Annotated in this window: 16 protein-coding genes; 4 read left to right on the forward strand and 12 right to left on the reverse strand. The window is 44.2% G+C overall.

Annotation, left to right across the window (positions count from 1 at the left end; translation table 11 throughout):
- Nucleotides 1–54: 54 nt before the first annotated feature.
- From C508_RS0116135 to C508_RS0116155, 4 genes are all read right to left on the reverse strand, one after another.
- Nucleotides 55–1,110: an IS30 family transposase gene (locus C508_RS0116135; RefSeq protein WP_018703490.1), complete on the reverse strand. Its 1,056-nt coding sequence runs from the start codon at nt 1,108–1,110 to the stop codon at nt 55–57.
- A gap of 434 nt (nt 1,111–1,544) precedes the next feature.
- Nucleotides 1,545–3,500 (reverse strand): type I DNA topoisomerase, encoded by a 1,956-nt coding sequence (gene topA, locus C508_RS18970; protein WP_018704610.1) that lies wholly within the window; start codon nt 3,498–3,500, stop codon nt 1,545–1,547.
- Nucleotides 3,501–3,524: 24 nt separating this feature from the next.
- On the reverse strand, nt 3,525–3,728 hold the full coding sequence (locus C508_RS0116150; RefSeq protein WP_018704611.1) for a hypothetical protein: 204 nt from the start codon (nt 3,726–3,728) through the stop codon (nt 3,525–3,527).
- A 55-nt stretch (nt 3,729–3,783) separates the two neighbouring features.
- Nucleotides 3,784–5,085 carry a replicative DNA helicase gene (locus C508_RS0116155; RefSeq protein ID WP_018704612.1) on the reverse strand — a complete coding sequence of 434 codons (1,302 nt, stop codon included), beginning with the start codon at nt 5,083–5,085 and terminating at the stop codon, nt 3,784–3,786.
- Nucleotides 5,086–5,241: 156 nt separating this feature from the next.
- Between C508_RS0116155 and C508_RS0116160 the strand changes: the two genes are divergently transcribed.
- From C508_RS0116160 to C508_RS19670, 3 genes are read left to right on the forward strand one after another with little or no spacing between them, the layout of a single operon-like run.
- Nucleotides 5,242–5,829, forward strand: a complete 588-nt coding sequence (locus tag C508_RS0116160; protein WP_018704613.1) for a hypothetical protein — start codon at nt 5,242–5,244, stop codon at nt 5,827–5,829.
- Nucleotides 5,830–5,838: 9 nt separating this feature from the next.
- The gene (locus C508_RS0116165) at nt 5,839–6,018 is read left to right on the forward strand and encodes a hypothetical protein (protein ID WP_018704614.1); all 180 of its coding nucleotides are present in this window, start codon (nt 5,839–5,841) and stop codon (nt 6,016–6,018) included.
- Nucleotides 6,008–6,814: a prepilin peptidase gene (locus tag C508_RS19670; protein WP_156817659.1), complete on the forward strand. Its 807-nt coding sequence runs from the start codon at nt 6,008–6,010 to the stop codon at nt 6,812–6,814. The genes C508_RS0116165 and C508_RS19670 overlap by 11 nt, the downstream gene beginning before the upstream one ends.
- 49 nt (nt 6,815–6,863) lie before the next feature.
- Here C508_RS19670 and C508_RS18980 read toward each other — a convergent pair whose 3' ends face one another.
- The 6 genes from C508_RS18980 to nrdD form a co-directional block, all read right to left on the reverse strand.
- Nucleotides 6,864–11,924, reverse strand: coding sequence for a helicase-like domain-containing protein (locus C508_RS18980; RefSeq protein WP_018704616.1), 5,061 nt, complete (start codon nt 11,922–11,924; stop codon nt 6,864–6,866).
- 936 nt (nt 11,925–12,860) lie between these two features.
- Complete coding sequence (locus C508_RS0116180) at nt 12,861–13,259, reverse strand: hypothetical protein (RefSeq protein ID WP_018704617.1); 399 nt, start codon at nt 13,257–13,259, stop codon at nt 12,861–12,863.
- Between the two features lie 56 nt (nt 13,260–13,315).
- A complete protein-coding gene (locus C508_RS0116185) occupies nt 13,316–14,827 on the reverse strand; it encodes a PcfJ domain-containing protein (RefSeq protein ID WP_169342536.1) in 1,512 nt (503 codons plus the stop codon).
- A 138-nt stretch (nt 14,828–14,965) separates the two neighbouring features.
- Nucleotides 14,966–15,562: a hypothetical protein gene (locus C508_RS0116190; protein ID WP_018704619.1), complete on the reverse strand. Its 597-nt coding sequence runs from the start codon at nt 15,560–15,562 to the stop codon at nt 14,966–14,968.
- Nucleotides 15,563–15,700: 138 nt separating this feature from the next.
- Nucleotides 15,701–16,159 carry a hypothetical protein gene (locus tag C508_RS0116195; RefSeq protein ID WP_018704620.1) on the reverse strand — a complete coding sequence of 153 codons (459 nt, stop codon included), beginning with the start codon at nt 16,157–16,159 and terminating at the stop codon, nt 15,701–15,703.
- 76 nt (nt 16,160–16,235) lie between these two features.
- Nucleotides 16,236–18,290, reverse strand: coding sequence for an anaerobic ribonucleoside-triphosphate reductase (gene nrdD / locus C508_RS0116200; RefSeq protein ID WP_018704621.1), 2,055 nt, complete (start codon nt 18,288–18,290; stop codon nt 16,236–16,238).
- Between the two features lie 195 nt (nt 18,291–18,485).
- Here nrdD and C508_RS0116205 point away from each other — a divergent pair, with 195 nt between their 5' ends.
- On the forward strand, nt 18,486–19,526 hold the full coding sequence (locus C508_RS0116205) for a tyrosine-type recombinase/integrase (protein ID WP_018704622.1): 1,041 nt from the start codon (nt 18,486–18,488) through the stop codon (nt 19,524–19,526).
- A 28-nt stretch (nt 19,527–19,554) separates the two neighbouring features.
- Here C508_RS0116205 and C508_RS0116210 read toward each other — a convergent pair whose 3' ends face one another.
- Both C508_RS0116210 and C508_RS20515 read right to left on the reverse strand, forming a co-directional pair.
- Nucleotides 19,555–20,832, reverse strand: coding sequence for a Y-family DNA polymerase (locus C508_RS0116210; RefSeq protein WP_018704623.1), 1,278 nt, complete (start codon nt 20,830–20,832; stop codon nt 19,555–19,557).
- On the reverse strand, nt 20,819–20,971 hold the full coding sequence (locus C508_RS20515; RefSeq protein ID WP_018704624.1) for a hypothetical protein: 153 nt from the start codon (nt 20,969–20,971) through the stop codon (nt 20,819–20,821). Before C508_RS20515 ends, C508_RS0116210 begins: the two co-directional genes overlap by 14 nt.
- Between the last annotated feature and the right edge of the window lie 480 nt (nt 20,972–21,451).

Here is a 21,451-nt window from a genome sequence, read left to right on the forward strand (position 1 = left end):
CGCAAATTGCAAGTGCAAGTTGAACACTTTGGTAAAGTAGAACAGTAGTTTAAATTAAGCAGCATAAATAGAGTCAAGAAAGTCTTCGAAAAGGTCGTCTGGAGTTCGATAACCGAGGCGCTTGCGTGGAAGAGCGTTTATTTCATCAGCAAAGCCCTTCACCTCTTCGGGAGTATACCTCTCTATAGACGTGCCTTTGGGAATGTACCTGCGCAAGAGACCGTTATGCCTTTCGTTTATGGCTCTCTCCCAAGACGAGTAAGGATGAGCAAAGAAAACTTTCGTGCCCCATTGCTGAACGTCTGCAAAGTCTTCAAATTCAGAACCGTTGTCGGTGGTGATTGTTTTGAAGATAGTACTGAACTGGTTGCCATATTCACTGTATAGTTGCCTCATGGCATTCATCACGGCCACGCTTGTTTTTCCGGGAATGTGAATGGCAAGATAATGGTCTGTGACGCGTTCGATCAGTGTCAAAACGACAGCTTCCTTGCCATTGCGCAGGCCGACCACTGTGTCGGCTTCCCAATGTCCTAACTCGGTGCGTTCCGCAACAATAGCGGGGCGCTCATCGATGCTACGGCCTTTCAGGCGTTTATGTTCATGGCTTTTGACCTTTCTGCGCTTGCGTTTAAGCAATTCCGGCACGTCAAAAAGTGATAGAGGCAAGTTGCCGGATGCCAGTTCGTTGTATAGCGTTTTGGTACACACCAGCTGCTCTTTAGGGAATTTGTTATGAAGCTTTGCATGGCCTACACAAGCATCTATGGACCACGTATGGCTGCGAACCATTTTTACTAGCCATTTAACAAAGGCCGAGCACTCCACTATACGATGCCTTTTCTTGCAGCGTGTTCGGTTAGCCTTGTAGACCGCATGACCTCGTTTAGCGTTGTATTCAGGCGCACGACCTCTGTTGCTTTTGCGCAGCGGCGTTCCCCGGCGCAGCTCGTTCATAACCGTACTTGGCGAGCAATTGATGGCTTGAGCGATCTTGCGTAATGAATAGCCCTGCTTATTTAGGTGCTGAATAGCACCTCGTTCTTCTTTCCCTAAGTGCTGGCCGCGCTTGCGTTCTGGCTCTTGTATGATATAATCATGGCAGTCCATAGTGATTGCCTCCTCGTTGGTGATGGTTGTGTGAGAACTCCATTCTACCATACGAGGAAAAGTCACCATGGACTTTTTTCTTAAGTGTTCAACTTCATTTTACAATCAACCTTTAAAAATTATCCTCTTATTTTTAGTATACGGATAAATTTTGTTTTCGATGGTAGAGCATAAAAAAATAACCCTATGATGATATTTGAATTCAAATCATCATAGGGCTATTTTTAATTGCGCGGATAATGAGTCTCAAAAATTGCAATCTCCGCTTTTCTGAGAAATTCTTCCTCATTCAAATCGATAATTTCGTTTTCCGCACCATTCATATAGAATTCCTCCTCTCAGCAAATGCTGAACATTTTAATTTATGACTTTAGCTATCATGAACAATTTAATTTTCAAAAAGAGCAAGGGGAAGGCACCTTCGCGCCTTCCCCTTAGACCTTTTCATTATGCCGACATTCAGGATATCCGCTACACCCCCAGAATAGTCCTTTGGGTCCGTTAATCTTTCGCATAGGCTTCCCACAAGACGGGCAAGTTTTAACGGGATCACTTGGATCAGCTGAAGTAAATCTGCATTTAGGAAATCCACTACAGCCGATAAAACGATGATTTTGGCCGTTTCTCCACAATAAATCCTTCCCACATAAAGGACATTTGCCGCCCGTTTTTTCTGGAGCAGGCTTTACGGTTCGTTCATCGCTAATACCCATTTGATTCAAGATCGCCTTTAGTGGTTGATAAACACTCCCCACAACATCCTTATAACTTTTTTCTTTTACAGAGATCATATCCAGTTCATTTTCAAGTTGCGAAGTAAATTCAACACTAGTCACTGATTGAAATTGACTCCGTAAATATTGATCCAATTGAATACCTAAATCAGTCACAAAGTATTGTTTCTTTTTTAAAACGATATACTCCCGTCGCTTTAATAGTTCAACCGTTGAAGCATAGGTGCTTGGTCTACCAATCCCGGACGTTTCCATTTCCTTAACCAAGCTGGCTTCAGTAAAACGAGCAGGAGGTTTTGTAAAGACTTGCCGCTTGGTTGCTTCTAGGCAGGTTAATGCTTCATTCAAGTGCAACTCTGGGATAATTTCTTCTTCCTTTTCTGCACTCTCTTCTTTTTCTTCTGCCCATAGAACTTTAAACCCATCAAATTTTTCTGTTGAACCTGAGGCTTTAAGATTTGCCTTGCCAGCAGTAACGGTAACTGAAACAACATCATAAATGGCCGGTGCCATTTGACTCGCTATAAAACGCTTATAAATCATGTCATACACTTGCCAGGCTTCATCCGGTAACTTTCCTTTCAAACTATCTGGTGTTTTAGAAAGATCGGCTGGGCGTATCGCTTCATGAGCGTCTTGCACATTGTCCTTTTTGGTTTTGTATTCTGGTGCATTTTCAGGCAAATATCTCTTTTCTAACCCAAAGTGACCTAGAATAAATGTCCTTGCTTCTTGTTGTGCTTCTGGAGAAATACGGACCGAATCCGTTCTCATGTACGTGATTAAGCCTGTAGGAGAACCATCAATGTTAATCCCCTCGTACAACTCTTGCGCAATTTTCATTGCTTTAGACTGATTCAATTTTAATCGCGTGGCAGCTGCTTGTTGAAAAGTAGATGTAGTAAACGGCGGCGCCGGCTTCTTTTGCATTGTCCTCTTTTCAATATCAGAAACTAAAAATGATTGCTCCTGGAGGTAGGCCAAGCAATTATCAGCTAGGGCTTCTGTTTTAATAGGTGATGATGGGCAAAATTTAAGCCAAAGCTCATTTCCCGTTCCTGTTTGAGTTTTAACTTTAATTTCCCAACTTTCTTCCTTAACGAAAGCTTCAATAGCTTTTTGCCGATCAACCATAATGCGTAGCAAGGCAGATTGAACCCGCCCGGCTGAAAGTCGAAAGTTCTTCAAGGCCCTACTGGCTGCCGGGCTCACCTTGAAGCCTACCAGCCGATCCACGGCACGACGTGCTTGCTGCGAATCTACTTTCTCCATATAGATGGAGCGAACATTTTGTAATCCTTGTTGTATTCCTTTTTGCGTAATGGCATTAAAAGTCACACGGCACTGGGAAGAGGGATTTACGCCAAGGATTTTGGATAAATGCCATGCAATGGCTTCTCCTTCTCTATCTTCATCACTGGCTAAGAGAACATTGGCATGTTTGGCCATCTCTCTTTTTAAAGAATCAACGGTATTTTTTTTGGTTGGGATTGTAACGTATTGAAGAGCATAATTGTCTGCAACATCAACCCCCAACTCTTTAGGTGGCAAATCCCGAACATGCCCCATTGACGCTTTTACGACATACTCTTTCCCCAAATACTTGCCGATGGTCTTACATTTTGCTGGACTTTCTACTATCACTAAAGTTGACACTCGAATGCATCCCCTTTGCGCTGCTTATGCTGTAATTTTAGCGGCAACAAGCTCCGCTCCCACAAGAAATCGCTTAGGATCGCTTGCATCTGTTTTCCCAATGGCACTAGCGTGGCCTGCGACAATTTCATAAACAATTTTCTTTTCCGTCACTTCAAGCACTTGCCGCTGTACCGTCCCGTTTTTGTACGAATAGATTTGTCCAGCTTTCACAATAACGTTTTTCATAATGTAACCCTCCTCTAATGTGTACGGATTCGTCTTGCTAAATTTGAATCATCAATTATCGATAAAATTCTCCTTGTTCAATTTCTTTAATTTGCCCATATCGTTCATCAAATTGCACTGCTTTGGTTCCCAATGGCCCGTTTGGGTGTTTGGTTAGCATTATTTCCACCACATCCAGGTTTTCTCCATTTAGAACATCTGGATAATAACAAGCTTCCCTATAGAGAAGCAAAATGATATCTGCGGCTTCTAGAGAATCATTTTCTTTCAAATCGCTGCGAAGCGGCCTTTTGTTGTGGCGCTGGTCTATACTTCTTCCCAGTTGGTACACCACAATGACTGCTACATCCATATCCCGGGCAATCTGCCGAAGGACACTCATATCCATTTCAGCCATCATTTGAAGATAATCAATGACGATCAGAGAAACGGTTTCGCCTTTACTGCGAACTTGGCGTACTGTATTTTTTATATCTTCACCGCTCAGATACGGGCGATCATCAATATATAGTGGAGCTGTTGAAAATTGTTCCACAGTTCTTGCAAAGCATTTTTCGATTTCCTGATCCGTCCAGCCGTAAAGATCATCGTAAGCCACTCCTGCTTCTGCCATAATCATTCGGGTAAACAACGGCGTTGCCGGTACACTAGGGCTAAATAGAATGGCCGGCTGCTGCTCTTTTAATACAACATTTCCCAAAATAGAAAGAGCTAAAGTGGTCTTGCAATGCCCGGGCCTGGCAGCGATCAGGATGACTTGCTTTTTTTGAATTCCTCTCACAAGCTCATCTAGCGACGGTAAACCGGTTGATAATCCGGCAGGGGTTGCATTGGGCACCGCAGCGTGCTTCAGTTCGTTCATACACCGCGAAAGAAGTGTTTTAGGTGTATATAATGCCTTTTGTTCGTCGTTTGCTTCGGCAATCCTAATGCCGTGATATAAGCGGCTTATCACCGTAGCTAATGGCTCTTCATTCTGAAAGTCCTTATAACAATCCATTATTAAATAAAGCAGCTTTCGACGAATTGAGTGCTCTTTTACAATGGCACAATACTCTTCTATGTTGTGATAAAGATTCATTACATCCGCCAAGCCGGTTATGTACTTTATCCCCCCGGCTGCTTCCAGGTGGTTTTCATTTTTTAATTGTTCGATCACTGTAATCAAGTCTATGGTTTTATCAGCGTCAACTACTTCCAACATGGCATGAAAAATGTGTTGATGCGCCAAGGTATAGAAGTCTTCCTTATTTAAATGCTTCATTGCCACCATAACCAGTGCAGTCTCTTTGAATATGCACCCAAGGATTGCTCGTTCTGATTCTTCACTAGCGGGAGGAGTCAGCATATCAAACATAGTCTAGGACTCCTTTCTGTATTTTCTAAAACACCTTCTATTTGTAGTATACGAATATTTTTCAAATATCTTTCCCTCCTTGCGCCGGTTGGCGCTTTTTTTTATCTTTCCTCCGTATACTAAAAGAAAGGAACTCACATATAAAGGAGATTGATTATGGAACAATCAGCACGCTCAGTTCAATTAGCAAGAACCTTATCCTCTTCTCTTCAATCACTTGCACAGATGATGGAAAACACGAATTGCTCTGTTGAGCAACTTAGTCCGCTTGCTCAGCTTACGTATCAAAATTTTTTAGAGTTGATGACCCAATTTAATATAGAAACGCCATCGGCGGCGCCAACACCGCTCACATCGGAAACGTTAGTTCAACGTATGGGAGAAATTTCAGAAGAAATACGCAAGTTCTGGCAGTATTTAGGCTTTACTGATTCGGACATAAATATCCGTTTTACTGGCTTTGGGGATATCACTGTAATTGCTTCCATGGAATTGGATCCTACTTCCGAACATACGGATTCTTGTTTATGCCTCAACGTCCCAGAGCTTTCAACGGAAGAAATCCAGAGTGCCTGCACCAGCAGACTCATTGACTGCGATGCCAATCGAGAACGCATCATTACCAACATTACCTCTCGTTTCAAAACCGTTAATTTTCTTCAATGGGAAAGCCTGGGCCAATTTAAAGGCAAGCAAGCATACCTGTCAAAATTGACCTTCTCCATTGAACTCACCGACTTTTAGGAGGCACTCATGAAACCAATGGAAGTTTGTAATCTCTATGGTCACGTTTTTTCTCATGATTCCATGAAATGTATTTATTGCGGACATATTGAAGCCACAATCGCACGAAACAAACAAACAAAAAAACAAACAATCAAAGGAGGTGTAGCGGACGAATCGCTTGTATCGTCCGGGACAAATGAACATTGATGTAATTCTTTCCATCTTGTCTTCCCCTTGGTTTCTTGGCTTCATGGGGTTGCTTTGGGGTAGTTTTGCTAATGTGATTATTCTGAGGCTGCTTGAAGACAAGTCCATTAACGGCCGGAGTCATTGTCCTATCTGTCAGCATACATTAGGTCCACTTGATTTAATTCCCATTCTTAGCTATATCTTTTTGCGAGGGAAATGCCGCTACTGTGGAGCGCATATTTCGCTGCAGTATCCATTTATCGAAGGTTTAATGTCTGCTCTTTGGTGTGGAGGAGCGCTGTATTTTGGTCTCTCTATCGAACTACTTTTATATCTTGGGTTTTCCTTTTTGTTAGTAGTTTTGAGTGCAATGGATTTATCCGCGCAAATCGTAGATGATCGAATCATCATCGTTGGGGTTATCTGGGGGATTGCTACTCAATGGTTATCAGGTAACCTTAGTGACGCTTTATGGGGCGCCGGGGCGGGAGTAGGAGTATCCTTTGCAGTCTACGCTTTTGGGTTGATTTGGTCGCGCCTACGTGGGTATGACGAACCATCATTTGGTTCGGGAGATATTACCGCCTCCCTAATGATTGGTGTTTTTTTAGGCCCCTTCCATGTGCTGCTCGCATTTTATACAGGCATGATTCTTTTTGGGCTACTTGCCTTGTCTATTTATTTAATCTGCAGAACGTCCATTTCCGGTTTGCGAATGCCCTTTGTTCCATCATTAGCCTTAGCAGCCTTTATTCAATTATTCTGGTCTGATTCATTGTATGAATTAGTACAACAACTGCTTATTCTATATTGAATCAGAATGAACAAGAAAAAGCACCCGATGTTACTCGGGTGCTTTTTCTTTATGATGCTTGATTAGCTGTTTGATTGATTCCTAGAACTGCTTCAATTTCAGCTAACCGTTTTTTAGCTCGTTCTAATTCTTCTTCTTGTTCAAAAGAATCAGTCGAACAATTTTGGTATACCGCCAACTTGGCGCGTGCCTGTTTCAACTTTGTCTTGGTTTCTTCAAGCCTTTCTTCCGGTCGATGAGCAATTGCTCGCTCTAAACTGGCAATGGACGGACCTGCAGGATATCGATGTGATCCAACCACTTCTAAATAGTAGTCCGCCTTTTCAAAGAACCAGCGAACACCCGCCCGCACCTCAAAACCGGCGAACGTGCCTATAGACTCTTCCAAAACTTTTTGCAGGTATTTAGTAGCGTTTTGCTCATACCACTTGTTTAGAACGCTCTGCGCGTCCGTACGGCTCGTATAAACAACGCCACCCAGCTCAATGCTAAACGTATCCCCTTTCGTAGGAATTCGATTAGCAATATCACTTTGATACCCGGCAATTTTCCGCTCTAGGGACTCAATATGTTTTGGTATATCCAATAGGCCATCACGCATTCTAAAGCGGTCATTGATCCACTTTGATTTCAAGGCTTGTAGCCGTTCAATATCCCCTTCTACTTGAAACTTTTCAAGTATCATTGGATTTCCCGTTGCCAAGGCTTCAATCTCGGCAAAGCCTAATACAGTCTGCTCCATATCGGCTAAGGTGCGCTGCGTTAAATCACCGCACAGCGCTTGGGCAATGAATCGCGCTTTTCCTTTTACGGTCTGCCAGAGCCACCCGTCCGCACTCTGTTCGGTAACATAGGCATATATGCGAACTTCTTTAAAACGATTGCCCTGCCGCAATATACGGCCTTCGCGCTGCTCGATATCTCGCGGGCGCCAGGGGCAATCTAAATGGTGCTCGGCATATAACCGATCTTGATAATTAGCGCCGGCTCCCATCTTACCCGTAGAGCCGATAATCACCCGGTAAATCCCTTCATTGAGCTTCTTAAACAGCTCTTGCTTTTTGGCTGCCGTTTTTGCACTATGCACAAAGACGATCTCTTCTTGTGGAATACCGGCCTTAACCAGCTTTCGATAAATGTCCTCATACACAACAATATCTTGCTGTTCTGTATCCTCTTCGTTTGCTGATTCGGTAAGAGTTGGTTTAGCAGCGCCGGGCTTGGGTACTGAGATATCGCAAAAGATAGCTTGCGCTCCTTTTTCCGCTGCGGTTAACTCCCAGTTCTCCTTAACAATCTCAACCAAACGGTCAATCTTGCTGCATTCAGCGCCTTCCACCTTTGCTCCTGGAAGTACCAGCCGAATATCCAAGGAAGCCTTGCGCATATCCCCTGTTACTTTCAGCATATTATCTTCTTCCGGTTTCACAGAGCCATTACGGATTTTCTCTACGCGTTCCATAATGTCTTTTTCAACATATTGTCGAAGTTCTGGCGAAGGGTTAATGGTGACTACTATGCGGCTGCCGGTTTCAAGAGTCGGCTTCGGCAAGTTTAGATCCTTCTCCATTTTGATATCTGCGAAATTCCGAAACATGCTGATCATTTCAGGGACATTGATAAAATTGGCAAACCGGCTGACGGTTCTCCAGCTTTGTCCGTCTGGAGAACGTTCCAAGGAATTGATAACTTCCCCAAACGTGGCCGCCCAGGCATCAAAACAAGCCAGGCCGCGTTTTTGCATTTCCTCATAATACAAATAGCGTTTCAATGTGAACATTTCCGCTACCGTATTGGAGATTGGCGTACCTGTGGCAAATACTACTTTTCTTCCTTCCCGGCACAGCCAACGAACTTTCATGAATAAATCCATGGCCCGCTCACTGCCGGAATTTTGCACACCAGCCACCCGACTCATTTTGGTTGGAAACGCAAGATTTTTAAACAGATCTGATTCATCAACGAAAAGTGCATCAATACCCAGTTCTTCAAAAGGAATGCCAATGTCTCGCTTTTCTGCGTCCAGTTGTGCTTCTAAACGAGCCAGCAGATTCATTTTCCGCTTTTCCAAGGACTTAAGCATTCGTTTATCAAACCGTTCTTCTGAACCTTCCGCTTCTAAAATGCAGCACTCCAAGTCATGAACCTGCATCATGATAAATTCGCGCTCTAATTCTTCGGATACAGCCAGCCGGCGGAACAGTTCATGGCTAATGATTACGCCATCCCAATCTCCGGCAATGATACGGTACAATTTCCCGTACCGTAAAGCGCGATTTTCAAGACACCGCTGGTCATATTCTTGTTGTGTTTCAGCAAACTTTTTTACCCCGGATAAACCTGGCAGGTCTTCTGCCTTCAATACCAATAATCTTGCTTCTGGATACGCATCCCGGAACTTTTGCACAAAGTCTTCAAAATTGAAAGTCGGAATGCAATAGCATGGTTTTTGAGCCATACCAACTCGTCTTAACTCCATACCGGCCGCTTGCATTACCAAGGTCTTCCCCGCTCCAACCTGATGCCCTAAAAGGACAGTAGGTTCTTGCAAAATACGCCATATAGCGTCTTTTTGATGGGACCGAAGGGTAATGCTTTGGTTGAGTCCTGGAAAGAGCATATGGGAGCCGTCGTAGCTGCGTAATCGCATATAGTTATACTTGGCATTATACAATTCCGCTAATTGACTACGGCGGGTATCATCCTCCCAGATCCATGTTTTAAAGGCGTCTTTCAGTTTTTCAACCATATGCCGGGCCATGAGAGTTTCACGATGGTTTACTACGGATTTTTCACGACCGCTAAGCGGGTCTACTACCATGTCTTTGACTTCCACCAGGCGTTGGTTGAGTGCATAGTCCATTAGCTCCGAAGCCGGTTTTCTAGATGTTCCCCATACCTGAACATTGGCTGCGCTTGAATAAGAGAAGGATTTTGCGTACTCTATTTTCCACTCGGCGCATTTACTCATGTACCGCACCGTGGCCACCTTTCTTTCATCCAAAAGGTAATCGATGAAATCTTCAATTACTGATTCGGGAATCCATGGGGCGCCCAAGCGAGCATCGATTAGGTCATACGAGACATCCTCTGGTTGAACCGCTTCCAATGCTTTCACATTGTCGCTATACGCCGGCTCGTCTTCTGCAGCTTTTTGCGCTACCGCAAGCTTTGTTTTAACATCCCCATATAGGTACTGTTCGGCTGTCTCCCACTCTCTTGTCGCGGGATTTCGATAAATTCGGCCGCCTAGCTCGGTTTGAATTTGCGCCACCGTAAGTTGCGTTAATGACGCAATCCGTTCCAGGCAAACCTCCCCTTTTTCATGCAAGCACACCGATAACGCATCTATAGGCGAAAGAGTCTTATCAATAACCAGCTCCGGCCAAATTGTGCGTCTAGTGAAAATAGCTGCCTTTTGAAAAGGTTCTGCCGCTGAAGGGCCAGGCTCTTCTAAAGCCAACAACATGCCCGCGTCCGGATCGACAGCAAAGGCTCGCCGGTTTTGCCGCTGGGACAAGAATCCAAAATACCCCACGAAGTCTTCATATACTTCAGTTAGCTGGCGCTGATATGGTTTTAGTTCCATATCATTGCTAAGCTGCCGTTGCATATAAAATAACTTTTTGGCAGCATTTCTGATTTTGATCTGTCCTAGCACGCGCTGCTTTTGATCTTCTGAACCTTCAAAGGGGATTGTATTTCCGTCCCCTAAGACTTGCACCAACTCACCTTTCACAACCTGATACGAACCAAGTTGCTTTTGAACCTTTTTAGGCTTTTCCTTGCGTTTCCCATTTGGCCAATAGCCATCGGCTGGCAGTAAGTCAATCAGACGCTTGGCTTCCGCTTGAATATCTTTTTGGGAATCCGGTAATAACGTCAGGCGGTTGCCATACTGACCGTCTAATGCCATAATGCCGATTTGATTAGAAGGATTCTTATCATAGTAGGAACTAATCGACAACGGCGCTTTCATAAACGCAGGCTTAAAGCCGGTAAATACCGTTTCGGTCCAAGAATCATCCACTGGCGCATCATTTTCTTTTCGCTTACGAAAAAATAAGATATCCGCAGCCGTAGATGTTCCTGCCGAGTTAAAGGTTCCTTGCGGCAGCCGCATGGCTCCCAACAAGTCCGCCCGCGAGGACAATAGTTTCCTTGCCGTTCTTCCTTCTTCAGTTGATTGCATCGTCCCTACGCTAGTGATAAAAACTCCCAACCCTCCCGGGCGAACCTTGTCTAATGCTTTGATCGCAAAATGATTGTGAATATACACATTCTGCTTTTTATACTCCGCATCAAACACGCGAATATCGCCAAAGGGTAAATTGGTTATGGCCAGGTCGAAATATTCATTTGGCAGTTTTTCCGTTTCGAAACCGGACTGCCGAGTAACTGCTTCTGGATAGAGGTATTGAGCAATAGAAAGGCTAACTGGATCAATCTCAATGCCTGTAAGCTGGCTGTTTCGCACCAACGGTTCCGGCATACTGCCGAAGAACCGCCCCGTTCCCATGGAGGGATCCAAAACCCTGCCGCCCGAAAACCCCATTTGCTCCACCGCTTGCCATAATAAGCGAATCAACCATACGGGGGTATAAAACGAGGTTAGAACCGACGAACGAAGAATCTCCAACTCCTGGGCTGAAACCAGCTTTTCCAGCCGCTCTCTGCGAGGATGCCACTTGATCTGCTTTTCTGGTCGGTAATGCCGAAGAAATACCTCCGCTAACCCGCCCCAACCACTATACCGAGCCAAGATCGCCTTTTCCTCTTCCGTTGGTTTTTGTTGACTCCCCTGAAGAGTTTTCAGTAGCTCCAAGGCCGCCATATTCGCTTCCCATTGCTCTTCTTGATTCTTTACCTCCACCGATTGGAACGGCGAGAAAAAGAAATGATCCAGCTGCCGCAGCGGCGCCAGAGGCGCTTTAAAAACCGGAATAGCTTCTACCGGCCTAGACGACAACCTGCGAGTGTTTGTTTTAGGAAGTGATTTGGCTAAAGCCGCCAGCATCTCTGCCGGCATAGATGTAAATGGCGATGATGGGTCAACATATGAGTGTTGGAACAGTGGCATACTGCCAAATAGAAATAAATCGGCTAACATAGTAATCCTCCTTTGTGCCAAAGACACATCTTTTTGATTCATGAATTCGTGAATATGCCAAAAGACGACGGAAGGCCGCTACACAGTGTAGCGACCTTTTGGATTTAGTAAGCTGCAGTCATTTGCAGTAACTCTCCGGTTCGGGAATACTCCCGGCCGCAGGTACAACGAACAGATTCCTTATTATTTACCAAATACACGGTCGCTCCGCATTCACACGGCAATTCTCTGCACGCAGGGATAGGAACATACTGTGTTCTAGCACGGCGCCTTGCACCACATTGAGGGCAATAGGCAGACGTTACGGATGGCAAAAAATGCAATCCGCATTCGGCACAAACTTTGCTTTGAGAATGCACCGACAGAATCTTGCGTGGTCGTTGCACAACCTCCTTAGTTATCATAATAAAATCCTCCTTCGCCTAATTGGCATAATTTTAAATTACACTCTTATTGTATGGTTTAATTTTAGGTGATGCAAAAGAGCGCCGTATAAAAAAAGAAAGCCAGAGATGCCTCTAGCTGTTTGCCTCCATATAACACAAAAAGACCTTCAACGCAGCTGAAGATCTTTTTGCTCTTATAATTCCTCCATTGAGCCTTAGGCTCTCTTTCCCGTAGGAAAGATTCTAGTTTGCGTTTTTATCATATCATAAATAAAAATGCCAGAAAAGACCTTCCAGGCTGAGCATAGAGTTATCCTGTTTTAAAAAGTACTCCGGTTTGGTTATAGATAAAAAGCCTGTTTTCTATAAAAACCGCTGTTTTTAAGGCTGCATCTTTACTTTTAAGGGTAAAGAAAGCAAATAACAAAATAGCCTTTACCCAGTATTTCCGCGCAATAGAAGCCTAACTATAACCAAACCGGAGCTTAACTATAACTAAACCGGAGCTGAAAAGTAGAAAGACAGCCATCATATTGATGGCTGTCTTCCTTTAAGCAAATTGCAGCTCTTTTGCAGCAACAAATTTCCGTAACTGGTCGTTTGCTGCCTCTTTCAAAAATCCATATTCCGGTGGAACTAGGGAAAATATGAGTTGTTGAGCCAACTTCCTATGCCGCGTATATTCACTGAGTTGAAGAACGGCCTCAACAATAACCCTAGTGCCAAAAGGAGCCTTAATTTCCAGCTTATACGTTTGTGCACCACCACAAATAGGGCACTCGCCTAAAAGATATAAATACCTTTTGGGCGGGTTTTTCTCCTTGGGGGAATATACGTATAAATGATGAAAATCCGCATTGAATATGCCAATGGGCATAAATTGGGACTCCTCGCAGTTGCAAGGATTAAGGAGCAATTGCTGCACCTTTTTCCTGCTCACCAAATCCATATTCAATTCCTCCTTAGGCCAAATGGCCATACTTTTGTTTTAAGTCTCTGACCAGCTTACGCCGTTGCGACTAGAGAGACATTAGAAGAACTATCGGCAACATCTTTCGTTGAAATTAAAAACTCCGATTTTGTCGCCCAATCCAGTACCGCTTGATTTACTACCGTATCGCTGGATACTGGTTTGTTCCCCTTCCTTTTGGCCTGAACAATACTTCTCTTCGCCTGATCAATCTCAAGGCACGCGCATAGCTTGCCTTTATCGTCCGCAACACCAATAAGCAAGGTTTTTCCCTTAGCCATATTTTCTCCATAAGCGCTGACAGAGCCTACGCAGATATTGAGTGAATCCCCCCAATTGAATAGCTCATGCCGCCGTTCCGGCAGCATAAACTGGAACGATTCTACCTGCATGGCAACACGCCGCTGAATGGCTTCCGGAATTTCAAATAGATAGTCTGCGACCTTCTGTTTCCGCAAAACATCTACTAACCGGTCATGTAACTCGCGCAACCGCGGCCGGTCCTCTCCTTCGATCTTCTCTAAAGTCTGAGGAAGTAGATCTGCTATCATGCGGCAACAATCTTGAATTTCTGAGTCTGATTTGGTCTCCATAAACCGAACGGCCGCTTTTTCCCCATATACGCGGCATAACCAAGGCAGAAATACCGAGTAAATCGTTTTCTTATTTGAAAAACACCTCAATTTTGCTGCTTGGTACATTCGCATCTGAAGATTGGGATTGCTTATCGTTTCATAAATCGGCGCAAGATACTCTAGCAGCCGTGGGCTTCGTAGGGCTTCACTCCGCGCTAGTTTCGTGTCTAAGATTCCGCAGTCTTTCAAAAATCCGCCAATGCTGTCACAACCCCAGGTTTCGCTGGTTAGCGAGTCGGTTTTAACAAAGTCCCATAACGGATCTGTCTCGTTCTCAAACGCGTGTGCCAAAACCCGATCCTGGTTTTCCATTTCCGGCACAATAACGCGGGCCATATAGTTAGCCATCTCTGTTAGCAGTAATTGTCCGAAACGATACGATTTCCCATGATATAAAGAGCCACCTAAAGGAGACCGACCGTCTCTTTGAATGATTCGCTTTGTAAGCTCTTCGCGCAAAAGACGGTTAAAAGAAACCAATGTTGAGCGATTTTCCTTTATGATTCGGCTCCCATACATCAAATACCACAATACGGAGTTTTTAACCCAGCTGGCGTTTAACGGATGTCCGCAATTCAATGTCGTTTTCGTTACTTCCGAACCGCATATTCTCGTTTCTTTACTAAACGTACAACGCCGGTTTAGTACATCAAAATCAAATACCTCCCGAACCGTTCCTGCTTTATAAGAAAACTGTTTACCAAATGAAAAGATGGAGGCTTTAACAATGACTTTGACTTTCCCTTTGAATGCTTGCAATTGGATTTGCAAATCCGAAGGAATAAACTTACCCGGCGAAACGACCAGCTGATCCTCTCTCTTATGGTGTTTCCCGCAAAATGGGCAATATACATTATCTCCGCGCGCGATCCATGGATTTATCGGATTGGCTCGCTCATCCCATTTTGCCACGAATTTTTGCGAACACTCCTCACAATAATACTGTACGACGTCCGCAAACTGGTTTTCACATCTTTCTACGCTTCCATTAAGCGAATACAGTTTCTTAAATACAATTGGCATTCCAACATTCATTATCCTCACTCCTTCCTAAAACAGTGTGCCCCAGGCCTGATCGTCAATGGCCGGCGCCGTAGCTTTTTTAGGCTTTTCTGGTTTAGGGGTCGGAGCAGGTTTCGATGTCGCTGCCTTTGTGCCAGCAGGGGTACGCTTTGTTTTCAAAGCGGCTGCTTTTTGACGGGAGGCTTTTGCTTCGGCTTCCAGAACGTCCATTCGCGGCTGATGGCGTTCCAACAAGCGAGTAATTCCTGCAAACGCTGCTTCTTGTTTGGAGATCATTTCCTCCAAAACCGTGGTATCCGCTAATTCGCCAAGTTCTCCGGGATGCTTCTCTTCATACTGCTGATCATACAGAATAAGCTGTTTGATACTCTGCAGGGCATTGAGCTGCATGTTCAAAAACTGTTTCAGAGAACTCCCACATTTGAAGAGTTGGTCTACGGGAATGGCCTCTGGTGTATTCGTCTCTTGGTCTTCATTTTCGGGAATGCTTTGTGTCGCTTCTTCTGCTCCTTCTTCTGGATCAGTTGCCGTAACACTTTGCACTTCCATATTATCCTGTTCTGCCAATTCCACTTCAACACCCGTCGTTTCTGCACCAATTTCCATACCGTTTTCAATTTCCATAATAAAATCCTCCTTTGGCTTTAAAGCCATAATTTTGTTTTACATCTACATTGTAAAAGAAAAAAAAGACGAACACAAAAGAGCGCTCGTCTTGTTCACGACCTCGTGATATAATGAAACTTGTGTGTGTCTTTATTTTCAAGGGTTCCAGGCTATTTCTTTGTTCATGCTTTTTAAAAAATTCAAAGCCGCTGCGCGACAATATTCTTCATGCGTTTTAAGATCGTCAGTCAGCTCAATATTCGAGGATTGTTCTAACGTTGCGAGGTATTTTTTTCGGTAAAGCGGGTTACTGTCTTCATCGACTAAGGCATGGCCCAAATGAGTAAGAACTTCTTTGGTAGCTCCATTCGAGAAAATATAGCGCAGCCAGTTCACGGCCGCTTCATTGTAATCTCCAATCAAATAATTGATTTTCGCCAATCCTTGATATGCTTCCGAAACATGTTGGTTTCTAAGAGCCAATTGGTATTCTTGCATCGCAGCCATATACGCGCCTTCTTGTTCTGACTTATAAGCACGTTGCATACAGGCTTCTACACTACTGGAATCATTATACTTTTTTGCTCTTACATTGCCGCGTTTAAATTCTCGCATAATTGTTCCTCCACATACATAGGTAATCAAAGAGAAGAATAGGGCTACGCATGATAGCCCTATCTTCTAAATGATACTAACGCTCGCAAGATATATGGCCAATCCGATCATGAAGCTCGGCGGCTTTCCCGGAGTTAAACCGTTCTTCCGTCGAAAGATATCCGGTAATTCTGCGAACCCGGCGAATTTGCGTAGCGCCGCAACTTGGGCATTCGTCTTGCACAAGCCCTGTGTACCCGCAGCCTTCGCAAAAATCAACGGGGAAATTGATACCGGCGTATCCAAAATCGCACTCGCTCATATGCCGCAAAAGTGTTTCAACTGCATTCAGATTGTTCAGCGGCGGCGCACTGAATTCTACATAGCTGATATGCCCGGCGTTAGTGAATTTGTGATAGGGGCCTTCAATACGAATCTTCTCATAGGCGCTGATCGTGTAGTGAACCGGGACATGAAAGGAATTCGTGTAGTATTCTCGGTCCGTAACACCGGGAACTACTCCAAATTCTTTCTGATCCAACTTGGTAAACCGTCCGGACAAACCTTCTGCCGGAGTCGCAATCAGCGTAATGTTAAGCCCGTATAATTCGGCTGCCTCATCGCAAATTTCGCGCATTAACGACACAATACTGGTTCCCAATTCTTGTGCTTCTGCGCTTTCGCCATGGTGCTTTCCTACTAAGGCCACTAGGGTTTCCGCCAGGCCAATAAAGCCGACAGAAATAGTGCCTTGACGCAATACCGGAGCAATCGGGTCTTCTTCGGAAAGCTTTTCCGAATCAAGATACAATTCTTGGCCCATTACAAACGGCAAGTCTTTTACCTTTTGACGTCCTTGCAGATCAGTCCGATGCAATAGCTGCGCGATCACTTTTGCCATTACTTTTCGAAGTTGTGCTTCAAAAGACTCAATGCCTTCTCCTGCGCGGAGCGTTTTTAACGCCAAGCGAGGCAAGTTAATGGTCGTAAAGTGAAGGTTTCCTCTACCGTCGGTGACCTCAGGTCCGCAAAGATTACCCATTACGCGGGTCCGGCAGCCCATGTAGCCTACTTGATCGCCATAGGGCGCGTTAAAGGACGAATCCATAAAGCTAAAAGTAGGGTTGAGACGCCGAGCGGCCACGCGCATGGCCAATTGGAATAAATCATAATTGGGATCGCCTGGATCAAAATTAACCCCATGTTTGAGTTTAAAAATAATATTGGGGAAAATCGGGTTTTCGCCGCGGCCTAATCCTTTTTCAAAGGCCAACAGCACTTGCTTGGTAACCATTCGCCCAGCTGGCGTAGTGTCGGTACCTAAGTTCAGGCTGGAAAACGGCACCTGCGCACCTGCGCGGCTGTGCATGGAGTTGAGATTGTAAATGAACGCCTCCATGGCCTGGAAGCATTCTTTTTCCTCGACTCCTTCAAAATAGGGGGCCATGTCCCGATCGAAAAAAGCATAGCTTTGTCCGCCGAACATATCGTTTTGGCTGCTTTGCAAAATAATCGCAGCCAAGGCGCCGGCTGATCCGGGCCGTTTGGGAGAGCGAATGAACCCATGTCCATTATTAAACCCCTTTGCAAGCAATTTACCCAATGGCACCTGCAAGCAATTCAACGTGGTCGAATAATGGGCAAGATCGTGGATATGAATATCTCCACGTTCATGCATATCTCCTACTTCTTGGTCCAGAACCCGGCTGAGGTAATACGCTTTGCTCGCAATTTCAGCAATTTTGAGCAATTTGGCCGAAAAACAATTGCCTACATTGGCATTTTCCCGGTCAGTTTCTTGTAGGCTACTTTCAATGGCATCCATAATGCCTAATTGAGCAGTCCGTGCACGGTTGCGCTCCGCACGATACAAGATGTACGCTTTTGCGGTCGCTGCGTGTCCTTCTTCAATCAGGACTTTTTCAACGACATCTTGGACATCTTCTACACTGAAGATTTGCCCAGGCTGATAGGTACTTTGCAATTGAAAATACACCTTTTCAGCCAACAGTTTAGCCAGTTCTTTTTTGGTTCCGCCAACAGCTTTAGCTGCGGCGAAAATAGCTTCGGTAATCTTTCCAAGATCGAAAGATACCAGGCGGCCGTCACGTTTACGGATGGCCTTAAAGGATGCGCGCGCAAGATTTGTCATAGGGGTTCCTCCTTTGCCGTTAAGGCTTAATTTTGATTTACAACTTAATTTTAAGGACTCGTTTCGTTGATTGCAAAACACTGCTTGGTCACCCCTTTTTTATGATGATCTTGGCGCCTATTTTTAGGATAACAGCAGAAATATCCAAAATCAAAAGAGCTCACAGAGCCTGTTGTATTGAGGTGAAAACGAATCTTGCCAGTTTATAAAAGAAGAATTTCTTATCGTCCTAAACAAAAAAAGGCCACCCGTGCACTATGGACGGTGGCGGATTGGGTTACGCATTGGTACGAACACTATAAGGAGCCAAAGCACTCCCCTACGACAAGACAAGTACAATGGGTATATATTCGACTGCACATTGCGCCTTATTTTGGTCTTAAATTTATTCATACTCTCACCACGCAAGATGTTCAGGAATTTTTAAACTATCTCGCCAAAGAAGGAAATAAATCCAAACTGAAATACGCCAACAACAATGGCAATCCACTAGCTCCATGGACTATAAAAAAAATCAGGGCCTTACTCATGTCCTCTATGGAAGCTGCGATTAAGTATGATCTAATCGATAAAAACCCAGTACGAGATACCGAGTCTATTCCTGTCCAAACCATTAAGGTAGCCCATTTTACTCTGGAGCAACAAACAAAGTTCTTGGAAGGTACGAAAAACCACCGTTTTCATGTCGCGTATCAGCTGTTGTTTTATACCGGCTGCCGGCGCTCCGAAGTCTTGGGATTGTCTTGGAATCATGTCGACTTTGAAAATTCACAGATCAATATACAACAAGTATTGGTTTCGATAAATGGCGTACCCCATTTGAAAAAATATCCTAAAACCAAGTCTTCTGTCCGTACTATTCCCCTGCATCCGTCCTTGTGCAAGCTTTTAAAACAACAAAAAAAGCTGCAAGAAAAAGAAGAGAAGGCTGCGACCGTATGGAAAAACAAAGACAATCTTGTTTTTTGCAATAAAGACGGATCCTATCATTCTCCTTCGTATTTCTTACATAATTTTAAAGCGGCAGTCCGACGTCTTGGATTGCCAAAAAATCTTCGTGTACATAGCACTAGGCATTCCTTTGCGACCAACCTACTGCAGTTGGGGGTTGCGCTATCCGATGTACAGCATTTGGGCGGCTGGGCCGATACCCGCGTGGTCTTAGAAATATATTCTCATGCCGTTCAAGTGTCCCAACGTAAAGCGGTTCAAAAATTATTCAATCATACGAAGTAATTCTAAAATAAAACGAGTACCTTATTTTTTAGGTACTCGTTCCTTTATGTCCGCCCACATAATTCGCACGTTCTAAATACGTCCCGCCCGCTAAAGACCCCGCATAGAAAATGCTCGTTTTTCCAAATTTCCTTTTCAATGTATCGACCGTTTCATCGATCAAAGTCTGCCGGCGATCATCGGTATTGAACAGCTCTAATTGTTCATGTATGGCGGGTACAATCCGCAAGGCCGCTACGTTAATAGACCGAACTGGTTCCTTGCTCCATCGTTTACTAAACTCAGTATTTGCTAATTGGCTGATTCGTCCCGTAGAATTATCAGGAGGAGCCAATTTTACTTTTACTGAAAAACCTGGGTGAATGGCTTTATCTGAATAGCCAATACTCAGTTGTATTTCACAACACTTTTCCTTGTGTTTTCGCAGTCTTTCGCAAACTTCCCCAATCATCTCTTTAATAACAACTTGAATCTCTTCACGCACAAAATAATCGCGCATAAGAATTTGATTTTTACTATAGGTGTGGCTTTTGGATTTATATTTGTGGGAAATAATGCTGGCATCTAGCCCCCAAGCGTGATAATACAGCTGCAGCCCCAGTATTCCCATGGCACGTTGCAATAATAGTGGGTCCGCATGTGCTAGGGCTTCAATGGTATAAATACCAAGCCGCTTCAATCGCTTGTCATACCCTCTTGAAATACCCCAAAAATCCGTCATTGGCTCTATCTTCCAAACGGTTTCCGGTACCATTTCATACGACCACCTGGCTATCCAGGGTGGTCTTTTTTTTGCCTCATGGTCTAGTGCCAGTTTGGCTAATAACGGATTATCGCCTATCCCGGCGGCAACAATAAGGCCTAGCTCCTCTTTTACCTCTTTTAGAATCCTCTTTGCAATTATTTCCGCAGGACCAAACAGGTTTAAGGAGGCCGTAACGTCTAAAAAAGATTCGTCAATACTATAAATGTGAAGGTCTTCGTCTGTAACATAGCGCCTAAAGATATTTTGAATGGCTCTGTTCTGTTGAAGATATAGTGACATATTCGGTTCCACAATTTTAATAGGAGATTTTTTAGGAATTTCAAACAGGCGGCTACCCGTTTTTATACTATACTCTTTTTTCACCTTTGGACTGCTAGCAAGAACAACGGCTCCCGCCCTTCTTATATCTGAAACAACCGCGATATACGCATCCAGCGGGTCCAGCCCGCGTCTCACCGCTTCGACCGAGGCAAAAAAGGATTTAACATCTATACACAAGACGCTTCTTTTAGGAAAATGCACATAGTTAACGAGGGCCATTTTCATCGCCCTTTAACTGTTCATTGTGCTCGGATAACAACATTCCCGCCCACTTCGCCATGCATCGATCCACATAAAAAACTTGAACCATTTGTTGGTAGCAAGGAATTGTCGTTAAATCAACAAATCGCTCTTCCATGTTTTCACTCTCCTTCAGCAATATAATAACAGAACATTTGTTCTGTGTGAAGGGTAAAAAATACATCTCTGAGTCAAATATATACTTGGGCTTCACTCATGCCGATCCATAATTTTTCATATTTTCCTATATAACATATCAATAACTTCCCAAGGAAGTGTTTTCGTTATACCCTCTGGAACTATTTGTATTTGGTATGGCACCATTGCCTCGATTCCGATTGGTTGGTCGTTATGTGATGGAACAAATGGAACCCCCGACCTTCGCTCTCGATTTATCGTCGGAGCAGGTAATGATATAAATTCACATGTAAACGGTTTAAATGGTATCGGAACTGGCTTCTACTCGCCAGGAAATATAGGAGGAGAAGAGTTTCACCAATTAACCATTGCTGAAATGCCTAAACATAATCATAAAATTTCACCTGTTTCATGCGATAGCCAAGCAGGAACAAATGATGAGTCTTTGAGTACTCAATTC

Origin of the sequence: Anaeromusa acidaminophila DSM 3853 (assembly GCF_000374545.1) — a bacterium.
GTDB classification, from domain to species: Bacteria; Bacillota; Negativicutes; order Anaeromusales; family Anaeromusaceae; genus Anaeromusa; species Anaeromusa acidaminophila.